The 20,728-nt window shown below is 69.7% G+C and carries 1 protein-coding gene (only partly in view); it reads right to left on the bottom strand.

The features are described 5' to 3' along the window. On the bottom strand, window positions 1-20,728 hold the 5' portion of the coding sequence (locus QSK05_RS11335; protein WP_285596876.1) for a WXG100-like domain-containing protein. Its footprint begins 13,049 nt before the window's first position; the window shows 20,728 of its 33,777 coding nt (coding positions 1-20,728); it begins with the start codon at window positions 20,726-20,728; its stop codon lies off the left edge, out of view.

Genomic DNA, 20,728 nt, shown 5'->3' with positions numbered 1-20,728 from the left:
CGCTCAGGGCGAGCCCGATGTCCGAGGGAACGTCGCCGCGGCCCTCACGCAGCGGATGGGTGTCGCGCACCAGGCCGGTCGTCACCGCGGCGATCTTCGACAGGGGGTCGCTCCAGGTGGGTCCCGCGTTCTCGCGTTCCCTCAGCATCTCCAGGATGCGCTCGAGCACACTGCTCGCGTCGAGTTCCTCGATCTGCGAGGCGTTGATGCCGAGGTTCTCGTCGACCAGGCGCAGGCCCACACCCTCCGGGATGCTCGGCGGAGGCTCGGAGCCCTCCGGTACCGGCAGCCCGATGTCCTGCGCCCGCACGTGCGGCACGCTGAGCTCGGCGCCACCGCGCACCCGCAGGTGCAGCGGCGGCGACTTCACCACGTCGAAACCACCGAGGGCCGGGGTCTTCCACTTCACGTGGACAATCTCGTAGACGGCATCGGCCCGGTAGTCGTGGGTCGGGAATCGGTCGCTGCCGGAGTAGGTGCCCAGGTTCAGGTCAAGGCTTCCCGACAGGGCGCCCTTCTCGTCCCCGTGCATGACCTTGGCCGAGACCCCGCCGCCGGCGTGCAGCTGCGAGCCGGTGCGGCGGTTCTCCACCTGGGTGGGCTGGTTCGTGCCGCCCTGCTCGTCGTGACCGCTCTGCTCGCCGTGACCGCCCTCCTCGTGCGTCGTGACCCCGGAGGCCGTTCCCTGAGTGCCCGGCTGCACGATCAGCCCGGCATTCGCGCCGACGCCGGCCTCACGGTCGACGCTGTTCTTGGCGGAGAAGCGCGAGTCGCCCTCGGTGTACTGCTCCAGGGTGACCTTGCCGCTGGTGTTCTCCCGCTTCACGTCGTACAGCTTCAGCCGCACCTCGACGGCGTGCTCGTACCCGTCGTCGGTGGGCGGCAGCGGGATCCGCAGCCCACGCTTCGACACCAGCGACCGGAAGTGCGCCTGCAGGAACGTGCTGGTGCCACCGCGCCGGATCTCCTCCACCACGCCCTCGTGGGTGTTCGCCGGCGTGTGCGCGGTGAGCTCGGCCGGCACCACCCGCTCCGGAACCGGCGCCGCCTCACCGAGGCCGAACACGCGGCGCGCCAGGTCCCGGGCCGTCGTGGGACGACCGGTGTTCCGGGCGACGAGCTGGGCGATGGCGTCGGTGATCTCGGCCGTGCCGTGCAGGGTGGGGAACACCCCGGACAACTGACGGTCGGTCAGGGGCACCGGGGTGCTGTCACCCAGGAACTCCGGCAGCGGACCCTGCGCCTGGGTGACCTCGCCCAGACTCTGTACGTCACGCACCGCCAGCGGCTGCGGCGGGCGCATGAAGTTCGAGACGCTGACGGGGGTGAGACCGTCCAGCTTGTTCGACATCGCCGACTCGATCAGGCCGTCGGGTCCACGCCGGAGGACGGTCACGGTGTACCGGGTGCGGTAGTTGTACCGGGTCGCGGCGCCGCCGGTCTTGCGGCGGTGGTACTCCTTCGCCGCGGTGCTGGCCATCAGGCTGTCCGACACGGTGCGGCCCACCGATACTGAAGGAACCTGGAGGTCGGCGTAGGCCACCCCGCCCAGGTGCGTGCGGACGTGCAGCAGGACCCCCGCGTCCACCGACCAGCTCTGCCCCTCCCCGACATCCAGGCCGACGCTGCCCTTGGCCTGGGCATCGATGGCCAGGTTGTCCGCCTCCGGCTCACCGACCAGGTCCAGCAGGTCGGCGGCGAGCGACACGGTGACCGTGCGCCCGTGCACGGTGAACTCGTGGTCGATGGTGCTGCCGGAGGCCAGAACAGCCGAACCGGCCACGATCGCCGGCGTTCCGAACCGGACGGCCAGGCTGCGCTGGAGGTTCGTGTCACTGCGCTGGTCGGCCAGGTGCTCGAGCCCGAAGTCGCGCAGCTGGTGCCGTACCGCGTCGAGCACCGCCTCGAGAACCACCTGGGCGCCGGGCACCTCCTTCACCACGCCCGGACCGAGCCCTCGGCGGGCAGCCAGGGCGGGCGGTTCCAGATGGGCGGGGTCGAAGCGGTGCTGCCAGGCCGGGAGGTCGTGCACGGTGAGCTCACCCCGTTCACCGACATCCAGCAGAAGGCGCCGCCGGGTCGGTACGCCGGCGTTGCTGATCCTTTCGCCCCTGGGTGAGATGAGCTGCACCACAGCGGAATCCTGCAAGCGGACCTGAAGTCCCCGCACATGATCGGCCAGTTCGCCGAAGGGCAGGGTGTCACCGTTCTCCATGATCGAGATCAGCTCCGGCGTGTACTGCACCTGGATCATGGCCTCGCCGGCCAGCACGTCGTACAGTGAAGCGATCTGGTCGCCCAGTGCCAGGTTCAGCTCGTTCCCGACGTCGGCCCGCAGGCGCTCGGCCGGGGTCGGCGCGAACTCGCTCTCCTGCGCGTCCGGCGCACCGGCGACGAACTCGTCCGCCGTCCGGACGGGAGCCTCCGGGACGGGCGGAGCGACCAGCCGCAGCGCTCCCAGAACCTCTCCTCGCTGATCGATCACGTAGCGCAGGGCCGCCCCGCTGGTACTGGGCGGCAGCACCCCGTCACCGGCCGGAGGATCGACCACGACAATGTTCGGCGGAACTTGGCCCGCCTTCCAGATCGCCCAGGTGGCCGCGAAACGCGCTCCGGCGTCGATGGTCCCGGGCAGTTCGACCTCGATCGGGGCCCGGCCGGCCAGACGGACCAGATCCACGGGGTTCCGGGCGGTCAGCTTTCCCGGGCTCCACGCCATGACCGGCCGCCGTAGAGCGCTTCTCGGACCGCGCACGACCTGGCCGGCGACATCGACCCGATAGTAGTCGTCGGGTTCGAACCTGGCATCGGCGCGCGGCTGCCCGTCGATGTTCACCCGCACGTTCGCCCGCTCCCGCAGCTTGCGCACGGCCCGGCTGTTCGTCAGCGAGGCCGGCACCGTGACCTCGACCTTGGTCAGCCGGCCGCGCAGAGCCGGCCGGGGCGTCAGCACGCTGCGGGTCTTACCGGGAGAGGGTGCCGTCATCCGGCTTTCCAGCCGTGACAGGAACCCGTGGCCCGCCGTCGTCGCCGGCGGCGTGGTCCGCAGGGCCACCCGCCCACCGAGTCGCTGACCCGGGCGGGGAGCCGCCAGGTCGGACCGATGGGTGTCGGCCACCCGGGCCACGTCCCGCAGGTTTCGCACCGTGGTCACGGTCACGGGGCGCGACTTCGGCAGCGGGTCCCGGGTCGCGAGGCCGAGCAGTCCGCTCCAGTTGTTCGGGGGTTCGGGATCCTCCGGAATGGTGGCCAGCCCGGTCTGAAGCACCTGGTTCCGGAATCGCGCCGACTGCTTCTGAGGGATCGACAGTTCTCCGTGGACCACCGCGGGAACCGTGAACTCGCCGTGTGTCGTGGAACTGACGGTGATCTGGACGGCGAACCGGGCCCGATGGCGCACCTGCTGGTCGAACCGCATCACCGCGATCTTCGACTGGCCCTGGGCCGCGACGGTGCGCATGTGCCGGCGTGACGCCTTCAGACCCGGCACCTCGGCCCCGACCGAAACCAGGTTCGTCCCCAGCTGGAAGGCAAAGTCGGTACCCAGTTGGATACCCGCACCCCGCACCAGGCTGTTCCCGCTCTTGGCGGTGTAGGTGTCGGCAATATCGTTACGGACCGCCACGTTCGCCGCAGTCACGGCCACCTGGTGAACTGCTTCCGGCACGGCCGAGAGCCGCAGATGCATGGCAAGGCCGAAACGCTGCGCGAAGAAGGCCGGCGACACCCAGCTCCCGGTGAGCAGCCACTGGTTGCGCTCCTTCACCGTCGTCTCGTTGAGGAGCTCGTCGGTGATCTCCCGCATCAGATGGTCCAGCGCTGCCGGGTCTTTCGGGCCGAGCATCTGCTCCAGCTGCCGGCGCACGGCGTCGACCAGCGGCCTCGGTTCGATGGCGTTGACCACGTAGTCGAACCCGTGCAGGGCCGCCGGATCCTTGACCGGCACCATCCGGCCGAGTTCGGTGTCGCCGCTCCCGACCGTGGAGAACGACTTCGGGAAGGCCACGACGAGGCCGTCCACCGTCAGGGCCCGGGTCTCGTCCCGAAGGCCCCGGACCACCGTGGCCGTGAATTGCACCTGCGCCTCGAAGTCGTGCTCGTCGCCGGCCAGCGACCGGTTGCCCGACTGCACCTCGGTGGTCGTGCCGTGATGCTCCCGGCGCCCGGCCGAGGCCGAGAGTTTCAGCACCGGGGCCACGTGCGAGAGAGCTCCCGTCGCCAGGAAGATCAAGGGATCGATCAGGAACGAGAACGCATTACCGTAGCGACGTTCGGAACCCTGAGCCACTGTCGTGTCGCCGTACCGGCTCTGCGACGCGACGGCCGCGGCCTCGATGATCACCCCCGGCTTGCGGTACTTCACCGACTCACGGACCACCTCGGCCCGCAGCTCGATCCGGGCGTCACCCACCACGATCGGCTCGGGGCGGCGCAGCAGACGCTCCCACGCCCGCGGGTCGTCGGTGAGGATGGCCTCGCGGATCTTGCGGTTCAGCACCTGGCCCTGCTTCCGGGGCAGGCCCGCCACCTGCACGAGCCCGTTGATCCAGTCCTGGCTCGTCTTCAGTTGTAGCTGGATCTGCAGGTCCTTGGCATCGCGGACGATCCCGTCACCGAACGCACCGAGCTCGCGGAAGTGCCACGGGGGAACCGGATCAGTTGACTGGGCCGGGGTCTCGGAGGCAGGAACAGGGGTGGTGGGCGCATCAATGACGGACGCGACGGCACCAGTTCCCGAGGCAACGTCAGCTCCCGCTGCGGCCCTCGAGCCCACAGCTGTCAGACTCTCACCGTTCCCGGCAGCGGAGTCGGCCCCGGCAGCGGACTCCGTCACGACCGCAGAGTCCGTCACGACCGCAGAGTCAGCCACCAGCGCGGTGTCGGCCACCAGCGGTGCATCGGCGACATTCTGCGTGTCAGCGACAGCTGATGTGTCCGTCGAGGTATGGGGCACCACGATTTCCGGTACGGACGGTGTCGTCGCGGCGGGGCCGGTGGTGGGCACCTGAGTGGCGGCCACGGTTGCCACGGTCCGGCTGCCGCCCGGTTCCTGCGGTCCGCGTCGCGCGATCTCCCGCGCCCCGTCCCGGTCCCCGTCCAGCAGGGCCACCATGGTGTCGGCGAGAACCCTTCCCGTCGGCGAGTTCCCGTAGGGCTGCAGTGCGTCTTCGGGCCGTAGGCCGATCAGGGCCAGGGCTTCGTTACGGAACTGGTTGAACCGCACCAGGTCGAGCTTCTGCAGGCGTCTGTGGATCGTTCCCGGTGCACCTGCCGACGTGGCCCCCGAACCGCTCCCGCGACCGAGGTCGACCATCTCGATGCCCGGGCCCTCACCCGGTACCACCGTCTCGCCCGGCTGTGTGAGCTCCGGTCCCGGAGCCCTACCGTCGTCCTCTGTTGTCGTGTCCCGGACCTCCCGGACCTCCCGGACCTCCCGGACCGGAGGCAGCTCGGTGGACCGCAGCCGCAGGGGCGCCAGCACCACCCGCTCGCCGCGTGGTCCTCGCACCACGACGACGGCGGTGGCGGTGACCAGGTACCCGGGCAGGCCCCACTTCTCCGGGGTGCTGAAGGGTGTTCCGAACCGCAGCATCTCGCGGCGCTGTGTGGAGACCAGGGCACTGTCGCCGGCCGTCCGCGCACCCCCGGTGACCGGCGCCGAAAGGCCGGTGCGCTGGTGGGTGTCGATCGCGAAGCTGGGGCCGAACCCGAGGGACGTACCGCTTCCGGAAACCGAACTGTTCGTGATGCCGTCGTTGGACACCTCGATCCGGTCGATGGCGATGTCAGAGCTCTCCCGCACCACCTGCGGCGAGAACAGCATCATCGTCACCGAGGTGCCGTCGGTCCCGGGTGCTGCCAGGAAGTGCGCGGTAGCGGCCCGCTCGGCCAGCACCATGCGTCCGTCGGTGATGAACTGGTTGAGCCGGATGAACATGCCCTCGGACGAGAGCGAGTTCTGCGGCATCGTCCCGCGCCAGACGTCGGGATCCACCGCGTTCAGTGCCTGCTGCAACTGCTCCACGCCACCGAAGTCGTAGATCTGCACGGGCCGCTCCGGCAGCCAGGTCGTGTCGTTCAGGAACGGGCGCCAGGCTCCGGCCGGGTCGTCCATCGTGATGGCCACAGCGCCGTCGGGCGCGTCGGCCGGCAGCTGCGGAAGCGTCTCCAGCAGCAGTGGATCCACCTTCATCGGATCAGTCCGGGCCGGCACGAACGGATCCGGTCGGCCGCCCTCCGAGACGTTGAACCGGATCCGGGCAGTTGCGCGCACCAGGACCGGGCCGGGGTTCGTGCGTGACGCCCGCGTGGGCGGTTCCGGTGCTGTCTGCGGTGTGGTCGCCTGTCCCGGTTCCGGTGCCACCTCCAGCGCTGTCTCCGGCGCCGTCTCCTCAGCTGTCCCCGGTCCCGCCTGCTCGGTCGTCCCCGGTGCCGTTTCCTGCCGTCCGGCGCGCCCGCGGATCAAGGATGCTGCCAGCTCCGCGGTGTAGAACGCCACCGGGGAGAAGGCCCTCAGCCCCTCCGCCACCATCAGGGAGGCCGCCGGGATCAGCACCGAAGGTCCGAAGTGCCACATCGGCCGCCGGATCACCTCGGTCCAGTAGACGTAGGGCACCTCGAACTCGGCGGTGTTCATCACGCTGCGCTGCCACGAGCGCAGTTCCCGCGTGGACTGCTGGGCATGCGTCACGTCGGCACGCAGACCCTGCGACAACGTCGGGCTGAGGGTCTGAGACGGCATCACCCCGTCGACCTGCAGGTTGAATTCGTGAGTACGGGAAGAGGTTTCCGACTGCCGGATGGCACCGGGCACCTTCAGCCCGGCCCCCTTGCCGGTGATGTGCGAGATCACGTTGTCCAGGCCGGAATTCTTGCCCACGTGACGTCCCCGGAGGCTGCCCAGCTGGGAGACGTCCGCGGGACGGGCACCGATCCGCACCTCGATCAGATGCCCCTGGTACATCGCGTGGAAGTTGACGTACCCCTGGGGCCCGGCATTGATGATGGTGCGCAGCCCCAGCGTGGAGGCGTACTCATTGACCCGCATGATCATCCCGGGCAGGTGGGACAGATGCCCGGGAGTCATGATTCCCGGCGCCTTCCGCTCGATCTCGGATCGCACCACGGATTCCAGGTCTCCCGGCCCGTTGTCCAGGTCCACCTCGGTGACGACCCCGTACCCGAGCTGACCACCCGAATCGGCGAACCAGCTGGGCAGTTCCACGTCACGGGCCGGTTCCGCCGGAAGCTCCGGCGCGTCGGCCGCCTTCTGCAGTGCCTCCCGCAGCTGCCGGTGGTTATGGACCACGTTGGCCGGGACGAAGAACTCCACACCCCCGGGAACCGTGACCACCCGGCCGGCCTCGGACCGGCCCAGCCCGAAGGTCCCGGAGATCAGGTCACGACGCCCTTTCCGGAGTCTGACCAGGTAACTGACGTCCGCGACGAACCGGTACGCCTGAACGGTGTCGTCGGTCGTCACCCGCATCTCGCTGGTGTTGTCCCCGGCACCGACCGCCTCGGTGTCCGCACGGCCACCGGTGTAGCGGACCAGGAGACGGTTCGCCGGTGTGGGGCGACCGGCCAGCCCCAGTCCCAGCTGGCCCCCGTTGAGTTCGCTGGTGGTGCTGGTACCGCTCGTCGTCGACTGCAGCCACTGCTCGAAGTCGATCGGTTCCTGACCCGGCTGCGCCACCAGCTTGCTCAGCACACCCTGCACCTCGACCTGGACGTCGGTGCCGGACAGCACGCCGCTGGTGCCAGGACCGTCGAAGACGGCACCGCTCAGCAGCATCCGCATGTTGGCGTGCAGGAACTCCGGCGAGAGCACCGTCCGGAGATACTCGGCCGCCGGGGACGTCTCGTTCGTCAGAGACTCCCCGACCGCGAGGTCGTGCATCCAGGTCGCCGTGCGGCGAGCGGTTCCCCGGGCATCCATGATCGTCTGCCCCACCCAGTCGATCCAGCTCTGCCCCGGCCCCGGCGCCACGACCACATCCGCGTCCGCATCCGGTACCGCCGCCCGGTTCGGTGCCGCCTCGGCTACCGCGTCCGCTGCGATGCGATCCGGGACGAGGTCACCGTCCCGCAGCATCTCCAGAACGGTGTCCTGCAGAAGACGGCTGCCCTCGACCCGTTCCAGGATCGCCGGTTCCGGCAGGCGCACCGCGTTCACCAGGCCGGCCACCGGGCCGCGGGACTGCGCGAGCAGTGCCTCGTCGGCCGCCGTCACCGGACCGGTCTGCGGCTGGGCCACGTCGGCCGCGGCGGCCGGGGCATCGAGGGTGCGTGACCAGGGCACCGCCAGGCCGACCTCACCGTCGATCGGTTCAAGGGCGAGGTCCGGCCCGTGGGAGTCGAACACCTCGAGCTTCACGGTGACCGGCACCCGGAAGCGCTTCACGCCCCGGGAGGTCTGGCTGAGCTCGTAGTACTCGTGCCCGGTGCCCGCACCGGCCCCGGTGATCGTGGTGTCCCCGCCCCGGTGGTTGTAGGCGGGCAGTGCCTCGACCCCCGATCGGGTCAGACCGGCAGAGATGCCGATGTTCCAGGCCAGCGGGGTACGGCTGGTCTGCTCCTCCCCCGCGTTCGTCGACCCGACGAAGTTCAGCGTCTGGGTCTTCGGAGCGTAACCGGCATCGACGACGCCCTTCTCCGGGTCGCCGTCGATGATGCGACGTTCGGCGGACATCCTCACCGTGAGCGTGCGCATGCCGCCGGCGATCGGCTGCCGGAACGACACGGCCGCGGTCTTCTCCATCATGTCGAGCAACGACGACCGCAGAGACATCTGCGAGCGCATCTGCTCGAGCTTGCGCCGGTTGGTCAGGCGAGCCAGGGAGCTGTCCGGTCCGAGAATGCTGCGCACCAGGGCGGAGTCGACGACGGTCTCGAGCGTGGAACGTACCGGGCCGACCTGCGAGGTGGGCAGGAATCCGCGCTCCCGCAGCAGGTTCTCGAGGGGTGCGAAGGCATCTCCGCGCGTCGGGTCCAGAACAAGTGCGGTGGGTGTGATCGAGAGCGGCAGGGTTCGCAGGTGCAGCAGCTCGGACGGCAGGTAGCGTGCTTCGATCTCGTCCTGGCGCATGTTCGAGCGGGGGGCGACCACGAGGTCGACCGGGTACAGCTGACGGCCACCGCCGAGGGCGGTGCTGGCCGCGGGCTCGATCGCGGGTCCCTCGGGACGCACCAGCAGGACGCGGAACCGCAGATGTCCCGATACGCGCGGCAGTTTCCCGGCGGATCGCAGGGAACGCACCACCCGGGCGCTGCCTCCGGCGTTCAGCGTGTGGGCGAACTGGTACTGGACGCCACCACTGATCGCCACCCGCCCGTCGACGTCCCTCGTTCCCGTCCTCGCGAAACCACCCTCCACCGTGAGGTTCGCACCGAACGACGAGCTGACCGTGGCGCTGGTGCCGGCCCGCTGGGATCGCACCACGTATGCCTCGATGATCCCGTCGCCCATGGCCGGTCCGTTGGGCGTCAGTTCTCCTTCCAGTTCGGCGGTGACCTCGAGGTGCCCGACCACGGCTCCGTAGGGACTGAAGAGGGCCGGGGTGACGAGGCGGTCGCCGGCCAGCATCAGGGGAAGGGTGGCCCGCAGGTCGCCCTCGCTGAAGACACGCTCCAGGTCGCGCCACGAGTCGTCCCTCAGGCTGCCCAGTTGCGGCCCGAATGCGGCCTTGATGTCGTTGAACAGCATCTCGTGCGCCGGGAACGACTCCGCCCCGAGCATGGGCATCTCGGCCAGGTCGGCGAGGGTCGGGATCTCGGCGGCCGGCGGCCGGCCGTCACCCTCGTCGGGCCGGAAGGCCTGGGACTTCGGGTGGTGCGTGACGATCCGCTCGTCCGGATGGACCGGCACGTCGTTCCAGAGATCGTCGGGCACGGACGCGCCGCGGTTCGCCTCGGTGCGCCCGTTCAGCGCCCGGATCTGCACCGCCAGCGCGTGGCTCAGGGCGAAGGCGCGTTCCCGGTTCCGGATGATCGTGTAGGCCTCGACGCGTACCCCGGTCGAGACCTGTGTGGTGGTCTGGTGGTGGGTGATGTCGAACCGTGGCGTCACCCCGATCTGCACCAGGGAGTCCCAGGGCGTCACCAGGGTGTGGGCGTACTGCACCCGGGCGCTGCGGATGTCGGACGTGGAGTTGGTGTTCCCGTGGTCGTTGGTCCCGAAGGCCCAGCGCTGCACCGCGACCGGCGGCCCGTTGAAGACCTCGGGGATACCGGGCTCGGTCTCCCGTGCGTCGGTGAGCCGCACGCGCAGCGTCACCGGGAATTGCTCTTCCCCGTACGTGACGTCCACGGGCAAGCCGTCGCGGCTCGTGGCCCGGGCCCACTCCGCACTCAGCCAGCGCCCGGTCAGGCGCTGTTCGAGCTGGTCACGGAACCGCCGATCGGCCCCGCGATCACCTTCGACCTGGGCGATGATCTGTGCTTTCAGGCGCTCTACCACGCTGTCGGGCATCGGGGTGACGTGGACGATGCCCTGCCGGTTGTCCCGGTCCTCCCCGAAATGCCCGGCCTGCTCGGTGAGAACGCGGGCCGGAGCGCGCGGTACCCGCGGGGCCCGGGGGGAGATGCCGGCGGTGCCGGGGTCGGACACGGGGTCCACCCAGTAGTGCGAGACCGGGTGGGCACTCGCCCGGGCCCGGGCTTCGCCGAACGTGAGATCGGCCGTCTGATCTGTCTCTTCGGAGACCTCACCGGCGGCGTCGCCGATGATCCGGCCCAGCAGTTGCCGATGCCGATCCCGCAGACCGCTGGTGATGATGCGGCCGGACACCGGATCAACCGGCAGAGCGCCCAGCAGACTGTCGGTCGATGCGGGACGGTGCTCGGCCCCCTCGGCCTGATGCTCGTCGCGAAGCCCTATCTGGTGGGCGATCTCGTGACCGTAGAGCGCCGGTTCAGCCGCGTCGTGCCAGTGGTGCTGGTCCATGATCTCGTCGTCGGCCACCAGGGTGACCGTCAGATGCGGCTGTTCGTCCGCGTCGGCATCCACTGACTCCAGGGTGACGTGAAGTCGACCCAGACCTGCGATCTGGTTGTCGGGACCGTTGAGGTATTCCTCGACGCCCCGGCGGGTCAGCGTCATCATCCGGGCGACCTCGTCGGGTGTCACCGGCTCGGTGCCACCGGGCACCCGCGCCGCCGGCCGCCGGAACGCGATCCGGACCGTCAGGTCCAGCACGTCCTGGTCGCCGTGACGGAAACGCCGGGCGTCGAACCCGCCCCGCACCTCGAACCGCGGGGAGCGGTCCCGACGCCCCGTGGGGGTGGACCTCCCGGGCGTGACCTCGCTGCGCGCGTCGTCGGAATCGTGGTCCGAACCGATGACGAAGACGTTGTCGTCCTCGAGTACCGCAACGGTTTCGGGTGCCGGTTCGGGTGCTGGCGACCACTGCACGAGCTGGCCCGGCGCCGCCGGCGCATCGATCTCCCGCAGAGCGTCCGAGAAGTCCGCGCCGACGTCCCGCGGGGTCTCCCCCACCCGCGACGTGAACCAGCGGAACGTGGGGCCTTCCTCTCCCCATCCTCGGAGCGCCCCGACCGGCGGTGACGACACCCGCAGCCGGCCGGTCTCGTCCGTACCGGCGGGCAGGGGCGCGAGCAGAAGCAGGTCGGCGGTCGGCGCCAGGACCTCGACACCGCTGAGGTCACGGACCTGCTCGGCGAACGACGTCAGGTCCCCCGCATCGCCGATGCCGTTCATCATCAGCAGGAGCGAACGCCCGGCCCAGCCCGGCTGCTCGCTCAGGTACCGGACGAACTCCTGCGCGCCGAGCCGTCGACGGGTGGTCCCCTCCCCGATCACGACCTGGTCGGTCACCACGTCGTACTCACCGGTGACACTCATCCAGCCCGGCACCGGCGGCAGCGCGTCGCCGATCCGGACCGCGGCGGCCGAGGAGCTGAGTGAGATGCCCGAGCGGGTGGCGACGCTCAGCACACCGGGGAACTCCGACGGCGCCTCGGCGAGCGCGTTCGGGCCTGGCCGGTACACCGTGACCTCGGTCCCGTCCGGGCCGGTCTCGCGGGACTCGGCCACCAGCCCCCGGGTCAGGGCCTGCTCGACGGTGAACATCACGTAGGCACCGTTACGGATCCCTAGCTGCCGGGGGGTGCCGGATACGGGTTCCCCACTGCCGGTGATGCCCTGCGACGAGGTGATGTCCGTGACCGTGTGCACGCTCGTGCCCCGGAACAGGAATCCCTGGATCAGGCGCTCGGTCGTCTTCTCGACCGTGCGACCGGCGTTGGCCGTGCGGCCGGCGGCCGTGACGTTGGCATTGCCCAGGGCCTGCTGCAACGAGAAGGAGTGGGCATCGCCGAGCCGGATCAGGTCCTCGTCGGCGTGGGCCGCCAGCGCCGTGTTGATGTACGGCACCAGCAGGCCCTGACCGCTGGAGAGCTCCGCCGCCGTACCGCTCTCCCGCTCGACCCCGGAGTCGTCGGTGTGCTCGAGGTCCATCGAGACCGGGTCGATACTGCCCGGGACGGGGCCCTCGGGGCTGAGCGGGACCAGGTCGGCGAGCTCCAGGCGGATGTTCTGCTGGTTCAGCGTGTCCGTGAACCAGCCACGGACCGTCCGGCCACCCAGGGTGAGGCCGTTCACCCCGTACATCACCGGCGCCGCGGCCGATGCGAGTTCCTCGCTGCTCAGCAGGTACTGCCGCTGGTCGGCGGTGGTGCCCTGGAGGCTTCCGCCGAGCGCGTCGCCCCGGAGGAACGGCGGCAGGAACCGGCCGCCGGCCAGCCAGGTCTGCACCGGGATCTCATCGCCCAGGACGAGCACGTTCGACCAGTCGCTCGTCAGATGTGGGTTACGGGCCACGGTGGTCGGGGCCGTGGTCGCGAAATGGGCTGGACCGCGCAGGATCACCCGGTCGTGAGCGGTGCCGTAGTAGATCCAGGAATCCTTCGCCAGACGGGCCCAGTCGCCACCGAGCGACTCCAGCGCCTGCCCCGCCTCGTACGACACCTGGACCTCCACGCGCCAGACCACGTCGTGCTCGGTCTGCAGCGAGTTCTTGGCCTTGGGCTTGAGCCGTTCGGTCACCTTGCCCGACCGGGTGACCGTCCCGGACGACGTCGTCTCGGCGGTCTCACCGCCGCTGCCGCCCACGCCCGTGCGGTGACGCACGGCAAGGGTGTCGGTCTGGGTCGCACCGATGACCCCGGACCTCGACCGTCCCTCGCCCTGCGACTGGTCGTTCCGGGTGCCGTGCTGCATGAAGTTGTCCAGAGCAACGGGGACGATGTCACCGCCCGCGATGGCCGGGCCCCGGGTGTGGGTGACCTTCACCTGGACCACCTGGCGTAGCGGTAGCCCGGGGATGTTCCGGACCGTCGACAGCACGACGCCCGCCCCACCGGTCGTGGCGAACCGGGCGCGCAGCGCTCGCGGGCCGATGCCGTGCTCCAGGGCGACTGCGGTGCCGGTCGGGACCTCACGCCACGCCGGGTCGCCGTAGCCGAGGATGCCGTTGCTCTCCAGCATGTCCCGGGCGAGCTCCAGAACCCTTTCCGGATGGTCGAACCGGACCACCTCGGACAACCCCAGCACGTGACCGTCATCGACGAAGGACGCGGGGCGCCGGGAGGGCGCGGCGGCCGGCGGGACGGGCGGGACGGTCGGGGGCACGACGGCGACCGGACTCGTGGGAGCCGCCGGAACACTGCTCAGGGCGGGCAGGTTCAGCGCCGCCGTACTGGTCGCCCCGAGCAGGAACTGGGCACCGCGGCGGATGATCAGATGACGGGTGGAGTCGCCCAGACCCAGGTGCCCGCCGCCGAACTTGTTCCATTGCCAGCCCTGGATCTCTACCAGGACGTCGGCCTCGAACAGCCCGAACGTCTCGTTGGTCCGGCCGGTGCGCCGGACGGCCCCGCTGATGTTGTTGTTCTCCGCGCGGTCGGTGCGCCCACCCCAGCGACGTTGGACGTTCGGTGCCACCGTCACGCTGGACACCGGGCCCTGGGACGGCGAGGCGCGGAAGATCGCGCCCACCGATACAGCCGCCTCGCCACCCTTCGCGACCTTGCTCTGGTGGTCGAGCCGGACCGCGGACTCGTTGACGTCGTCCGCGGCCCCGGCGCCGGTCTCCAGCAGCGCCCGGCCGTCCCCGGACGGCCGCAGCATCATCCGTACCCTCCCCGCGGCGAAGGCATCCAGGAGGATCCCCGGTTCGAACAACTCCGACAGCGCCATACCGGTGCGGCCCAGCACCAGTTCCAGGTTGCTCAGCAACGACTCCGGCGATGCGCCCGACTCCGCGACGCGCAGCCGCTCGCCCACCGATCCGGTGGTTCCCAGCACGTCGAGGATCACCCGCTCGATCGCGCTGAGCCCGAGCAGGCCGACCGGGATGACCTGCCCGGCTAGACCACCGAAATCAATGGCATGACGCCGGAAATCGTTGATCTCGTCACGAGTAGGGGCGGCGTTGACCAGGCCCAGCTCGGGAAGGCCGGCCACCCGTGTCCGCGGCAGGAAGTCCTCGGCGATCGCCAGTCGCACCCGGGCGTCACGCACCCAGGTGGCGTCGTCCGGCATCCGGATCCCCTCGGCGTCCACCGCCTGCCGGTCATTCACGCTCACACCGATCCGGTAGTCCGTGCCCATCGTCACGAACACCACCGGGGCCTTGCTGGACTTGAAGCGGCGGTTCGATTTGATCGCCTGCCCGCCGGTCGACACCACCATGCGGCTGTGTGCCCCGCCGGCGCTGATCACCCAGGTCGCACCTCGCGCTGCACCCTTGCCGAGCCCGTTCAGGCCCATCACGTCGACAGTCCCCCGGGTGACCGATCCAGAAGTCTGCTTGACCTCCAGCTTGGAATTGTTCTTCCAGGACACGTCCACCGTGCCGTTGTTCTCGCGCGACTGCAGGGTCGCGCTGACGAACTGACTCAGAAACGGTTCAACGACGATGCGGACGCTCTTGCCCCCCAGATCGAGTGTCAGCGGAAGACGGGTCGGCAGAGCTCGCTGGAAACGGGTGAGCACGCCCGGTACCGAGTAGACATGGTTGACCTGACTCCAGAACGAGGTCCGCTGTTCCACCGTGGCCTGGTCCAGCTCGCTGCCCAGCTTCTGCCGGATCTGCCGCTCGACCTCCGGCACGATCTGCTCAGCCCCTGGCACCAGGTCGATACCGCCGTGGCCGATAGACTGCCCGGCCACCAGACCGGACGGCAGATAACGAGTCTGGCCCTTGCTGTCGGTGATCTCAGCCGCAGCGTTGACCGCGCGCACGCTCTGCCGATCGGGCCGTGGCGCCACCGGCACGACGGGACCCATCTCGCGAGGCCCCGCCACCAGACGTTCGAACTCGGCGACGTCGGCCTCGGCAACCCATACGTACTGAACCATCTCGCCGTCGACCCGGTTCCCGCCCGGGATCGTCCGGGCGGCGTCGAGCATCACCACCGCATCCATCTCCAGGCGCATGAGAACAGCCGGGCCGGTATACTCCATCACCGACTTGTAGGCCGGGCTCAGGCCCGACGAGACGGTCGTCGGCTTCGTGCGGCTGAGGCTGAACGGGGTCAGGGAAAGGGTCGCTGAGGAGTAGGTGCCCAGACCGGTCTGACCGGAACCGTCCAGCCCCGTCTGGAGTGTGCCCTGGATTCCCAGACTGAGATCAGCGGAGGACGAGACTCCTCGCTTGGCTTCCTGCTTCACCGACGAACCGGCGTCCTGCCGCAGCGTGGTCTTCGGTACCGACAGCACCCGCTGCGCCCGCCGGACACCGGCGCTGAGCTCCATCGAGACCCCGCCGAAAGCCGGCAGCACGTGTGAAATCAGCTTGCCGCCGACGATGAACCCCTGATTGAGCTGCAGGGTCTCGTTGTTGAAGAAGCTGTCGACCTGCTGCCCCGTCGCCTCGTCGACGTCTCCCAGTCGCCCGCGCACCGCGGCGGCCAGGTCGTCGGCACGCAGCGACTCCACGGCGTGAAACACCTCGGTCAGGGGCGAACGCACCACCGGCACCGGCTGGACACCGTCCGGCACCGCGATCACCGGATGCACCGTGAACGGCGTGGGCACCAGAGCATCGGGCGCCGAGGGCAGGTTCACGACCTCGTTGTTGAACCGGGCCCAGACCCGGCCCACACCCACCGTGGCGGGGGGAGGCGCGACGACCCCGTCGGTGTCCTGCAGGACGAGCCTCAGCCGCGCAGCGGCCAGGAACTCGGTGTTCCCGATCAGATTCTTGACGTTGCGCGAGAACTCAGTGCCGGATCCACTGACCGCTTCGAGTGTCTCCTGCTCGTTCATCTTGATGTTCAACGGGATGCCGACGGTGCGCAGGGCCTGGCCCGTGCCCAGCGCGATCGCGTCGGTGACGGCGAAATGGCCCTGCCGCTGTTCGGTCAGACCGGAGCTCTGATCCGCCTGCGACGTCTGGTACTTCACGTCGTAGGCGACCTGGGTGTCCTCGACGGTCTCCGTGCCCGGGGCCTTCTCCAGCGGCACCCCGCCGACCAGATCCAGCGTCAGGCGGGCCCGGTGGGAGCGTCCCCCGATCCGCACCCCGCCGGGCAGCGGGAGGCCGCCCTGCATCATCAGGGTCGCATCGCTCACCGCGATGCCGTCCTGCAGCAGCCTCTCCAGTTCGGCCTGCTGTTGCGGGGTGACCCGGAACCCGTGCCGGTCGAAGATCTCCTGCGCCACCTGTTGTGGTCGGGTGAAGTCCGAGGCCTGCAAGATCTTCCCGCCGCCCAGGCTGCCCTCCAGGGCGAGGCCCGGCAGCACCGGACGCCGCGTGGTGGTGATCTGCTGGCCCGGCGAGCGGGCCACGGAGTCCCACCGGTCCAGGAAGTTTCGCGCCGTGAGCTCGGCCCCGTCGCGGTAGGCGTCCAGAACCTTCGCCGAGAAGGTTTTCAGCGCCGCCTTCTGGCTGTCGCTAAGGTCGGCGATACCCGACGGCTGCCCGGCCGCCGCGAGCACCGCACCGGTGACCCGGTTCCCCTCGGGGCCGGCCGCGTCCCTGATCCGCCGTTCGATCCCACCGAGAACCGTTTCCCAGGAACCTTCCCCGAGAGCATCGAGCGTCTGCCGCCGGGCCTGGTCGATCGTCCCGGTCACCGGGACCGGCTCGCCCAGATCGGCCGGCCGGAAGACCGGTCCGGAGTCCGGGGCTCGTTCGGCCAGGGGGATGTTCTCGGGAACCGTTTCCGGGACACGGTTGCGGGGAGCACGCGGAGCCGATCCGTCGGAGCCGGCGTCCGAGACCGGGTCGACCCAGGTGTGCGAGACGGTCGTGGTCGCCTCCCGGAGGCGAGCCGGGCTCAGGATCGGGTCCGGAGTCTGGTCCAGGTCGAGAACCGGCGGGACACCACCGCTCCGGACCACCGCCCCCAGCAGGACAACGTGCCGTTGCCCCAGCCCGCGCTGCTTGACCTCGTCCGCTGTTCCCACCAGGAAGTTGCCCATCAGGCTGCCCTCGACCGAGGCCCGGCCGTCCGCTCCGTCGTCCTGGTACTCGTCGCGCAGGCCGATCTGGTGGCCGATCTCGTGCGCGTAGTAGAGAGGATCGGCGCCCGCGTGCCAGTGGGCCTGATCCATGATCTGATCGCGGCCGACCACCGTGACCCTCAGGTGCTCGGCGGTGTCCGGAGTGTTTCCCGCCGGCTCGAGATTCACGTTCAGGCGACCCAGGTTCGGCACCTCGTGACCGCCCTCGTTCAGGTAGCTGTTCACCCCGACCCGGGCCCGGTGCATGATCCGGCTCACCGCGTTCCGGCCGAGAGGAACGTTCTGGGTGTCGACGAACGCGATTCGGATCGTCAGGTCGAGCACGTCCTGGCCACCGGTGCGGATACGACGCGCGTCGAAGCCCGCCTTCACCGAGAACCGGGGCCCGTGCGGCGCAAGCCGCTTCGGGGACGCCGGGACCGGTGCATCGGGTACCGGAACGACGTCCGACCCTCCTGCCGAAGCCGTTGCCCCCCAGCTGTTCACCGGTTCGGTGGACACCGGCACGGGAGACTCGAAGAAGGTCGCGGAGATGGTCTGGGCCGGATCGGCCTGCACCAGCCGGGAGGGTCCCTGCGGCGAGAACACCGTCCAGGCCGGGGCCGGACGCCGTCGACCGGTCGCCGGCCGGGCGACCAGGGCCACCACATCGGTGTCGAACTTCCGGGCCAGGTGATCCATGACGCCGCCCGGCACGGTCGCACCCGGCTCGGCCACGACCACGATCACCACCCCGGGCATGATCGCCAGGTACGACAGTGTGTCCAGCTGTTCCGGCGACACGAAAACCGCCGCCTGGGTGATCTTCGGCGGAAGATTCCGCATCGCTGCCGCCATGGCGGCAGGTGAGGCCGCCCCGGGGACCGGGGAGCCCGGGCCGGTGACCCGGGATGAAGGGGCACCGGTGTCGGACGAGCTGTTCACCGGGGACGACGGGGTACCGGACGCGGTCGTGGCGGCAGAGGTGCCGCGGGTGGGCGTTCGAGCCACCGGTCCGTCCGCCGCCGGGATCGAGGTGTTCGATGTGGTAGTTGTTTTCGGTCCACCAGAGGACGACGTGGTGGCCGCCGACAGGCCGGTTCCGGTGACCGGTTCGCTCGCCGCCCCCGGTGTGGACCGGTTGCCCGGAGCTCCCGGCAGGAGGGGGCTGGAGGCCGTTGCCGGGCCGCTCTTCGGCTGTTTCGCCGTCAGATCGGCGGACGTCGTCCGCGCGCCGGCATCCATAGGGGCGACCGGACCGGTCGTGGCCGTCGCAGAGGTATTCGGGGCCGTCATGGAGGGGATCGAGTTGTTCGGGACGGGACTGCTGACACCGGGGCCACTACCGGGAACCGGTGCTGTCGGTGTCGGTCGGACCGATCCGGCAAGGGGGGTCGTGGTGTCCGGCAAGGGGGCGGACGTCGTGCTTGTCGTGGGGACACCGGTCGCGCCGGTGACGACGCGGGACGGCGATGTGTTCGCGGTCGAGGTGTTCGCACTGGACGTGTTCGGAGCGGCCGTGTTCGACGCCGCGGCAACCGGCGAATTCGACGTCGGGCGTTCTGTGGCCGGCCCGTTCGAGACCGGTGCCTCCGCGGTCGATCCGCCGGTAGGGGTGGCCGTGACGGACCTGTTCGTCCCCGGCCCGCTCGCGCCCGGGCTGCTGGCACCCGCCGTGTTCGGGACAGACGTGTTCGTGCCCAGCATGTTCCCGGCCATCGGGGCCGTGCGGGGTTCATCCCCGCCCGACCTTTCCGTGACCGTTGCGGTCGTCGGCACATTCACGACCGGCGCGGCGGACACCGATGGGTTGCCAATGGCCTGGGAGCCGGCCGGGTTCTCTGCCGTCGGCGTTCCGGACCCGGCCACGGTGCTGGATGCCGGAACAGTCGTCGTGGTGGGAACGCCCGACCCGAACGGGTTTGTCGACGTCGTTCCCGCGACCATGACCTCCGTCGACCCGCCGGTAGAACTGGCAGAACTGCTGACCGTGCTCTCCGCCATGCTCCGGGTATCGTCGTCCGACTGCGCGGGTCCATCCAGAAGTTTTGTCCCGGAGAGACTTCCGGCAACTGAACTGGCTGCCGTACTCGCGCTCACGCTGCTCAGAAGGCTGTCGGTATCGCTGCCCGCATCGCTGTCCGTGTCGCTGCCGGAGTCGACCGGGTTCGGTGCCTGCTGATTCCCGCCCAGCCGCTGCGAGATGGCATCACCGGCGCTGGAGGCGAAGCTCGAGGCCACTCCGGAACTGAAGGAGTACGGGTTGAAGACGAAACCTTGCCCCTTCATGAGGGAGTAGAGGCCCTCGGTGATGGCTTCGTGCAGGCCCTCCTGAATCGCGTCGATGAGGACGGTGGGCGCGCCGACAGCCAGAGCCGCCTTCGCAGCGCCGGTCAGGGTGTTGTTGAGCCGGCCGGCGATGTTCTCGGCGATCGTCCGGGTCGGGACTGTGCCGATCTGGCCGACGATCGAGCCGTCGCGCAGCACGTTCGTCATCGCCTGGGAGATGTCACCCGCGATCTGCTGGTAGCTCTCCCTCCGAACATTGTTCTGCACCAGCGAGTTCAGCCGGTTCGTGACCGCACGCGAAGCCAGGTGCCCCAGAGCCCCGAACGGCAGCGCCAACGCGCCGCCGAGCGCACCGACCTCGATGGCCTGCCGGGTGAGACTCCAGTCCCAGCTCTTCCGGGTCCCCTTGATCATCTGAATGCTCTGGACCATGGCGTCCATCGCCACCTGCAGTCCGATCCCGACGATCTGGGCCTGGGCGATGTTCATGATCAGCCGGCCCCACCACGTGCGCATCAGCATCCGAACGATGGCGATGCGGCCGGCCAGCCAGGTCATACTGGCGCCCGCGGTGAGGAACGAGACCGAGATCGCCCAGATGATCTCGGCCAGCAGCTGCACCAGCGTCAGGATCGAGATCAGCTTGATGTACTCGACCTGAAGCGCGACCTCGTCGAGAAACTCACCCAACTTGTCGATCTCGCTGATCGCGGTGTTCAGGTAGGCCGGGCCGTTCACATACGGATCGACCGCGTCAGCGAAACGGATCGAGGCCTTGCCCTGGAAGTTCGACCGGATGTACCGGATGATCTCGAGCAGCTCGGGACCCAGCAGGTCCCGCATCTGCGCCGACGCGGTACGCCAGGTGACACCCAGCTCGCGCAGGGCATCCTCGTCCGCCGCGGGCCATTGCTCACCGGTGAGGACAGCGAACAGCCAGCGGACGTCGTCCGGAACTTCCAGGCCCAC

Source organism: Kineosporia sp. NBRC 101731 (assembly GCF_030269305.1).
Lineage (GTDB): Bacteria > Actinomycetota > Actinomycetes > Actinomycetales > Kineosporiaceae > Kineosporia.
This window is presented reverse-complemented; position numbering and strand designations above follow the sequence as displayed.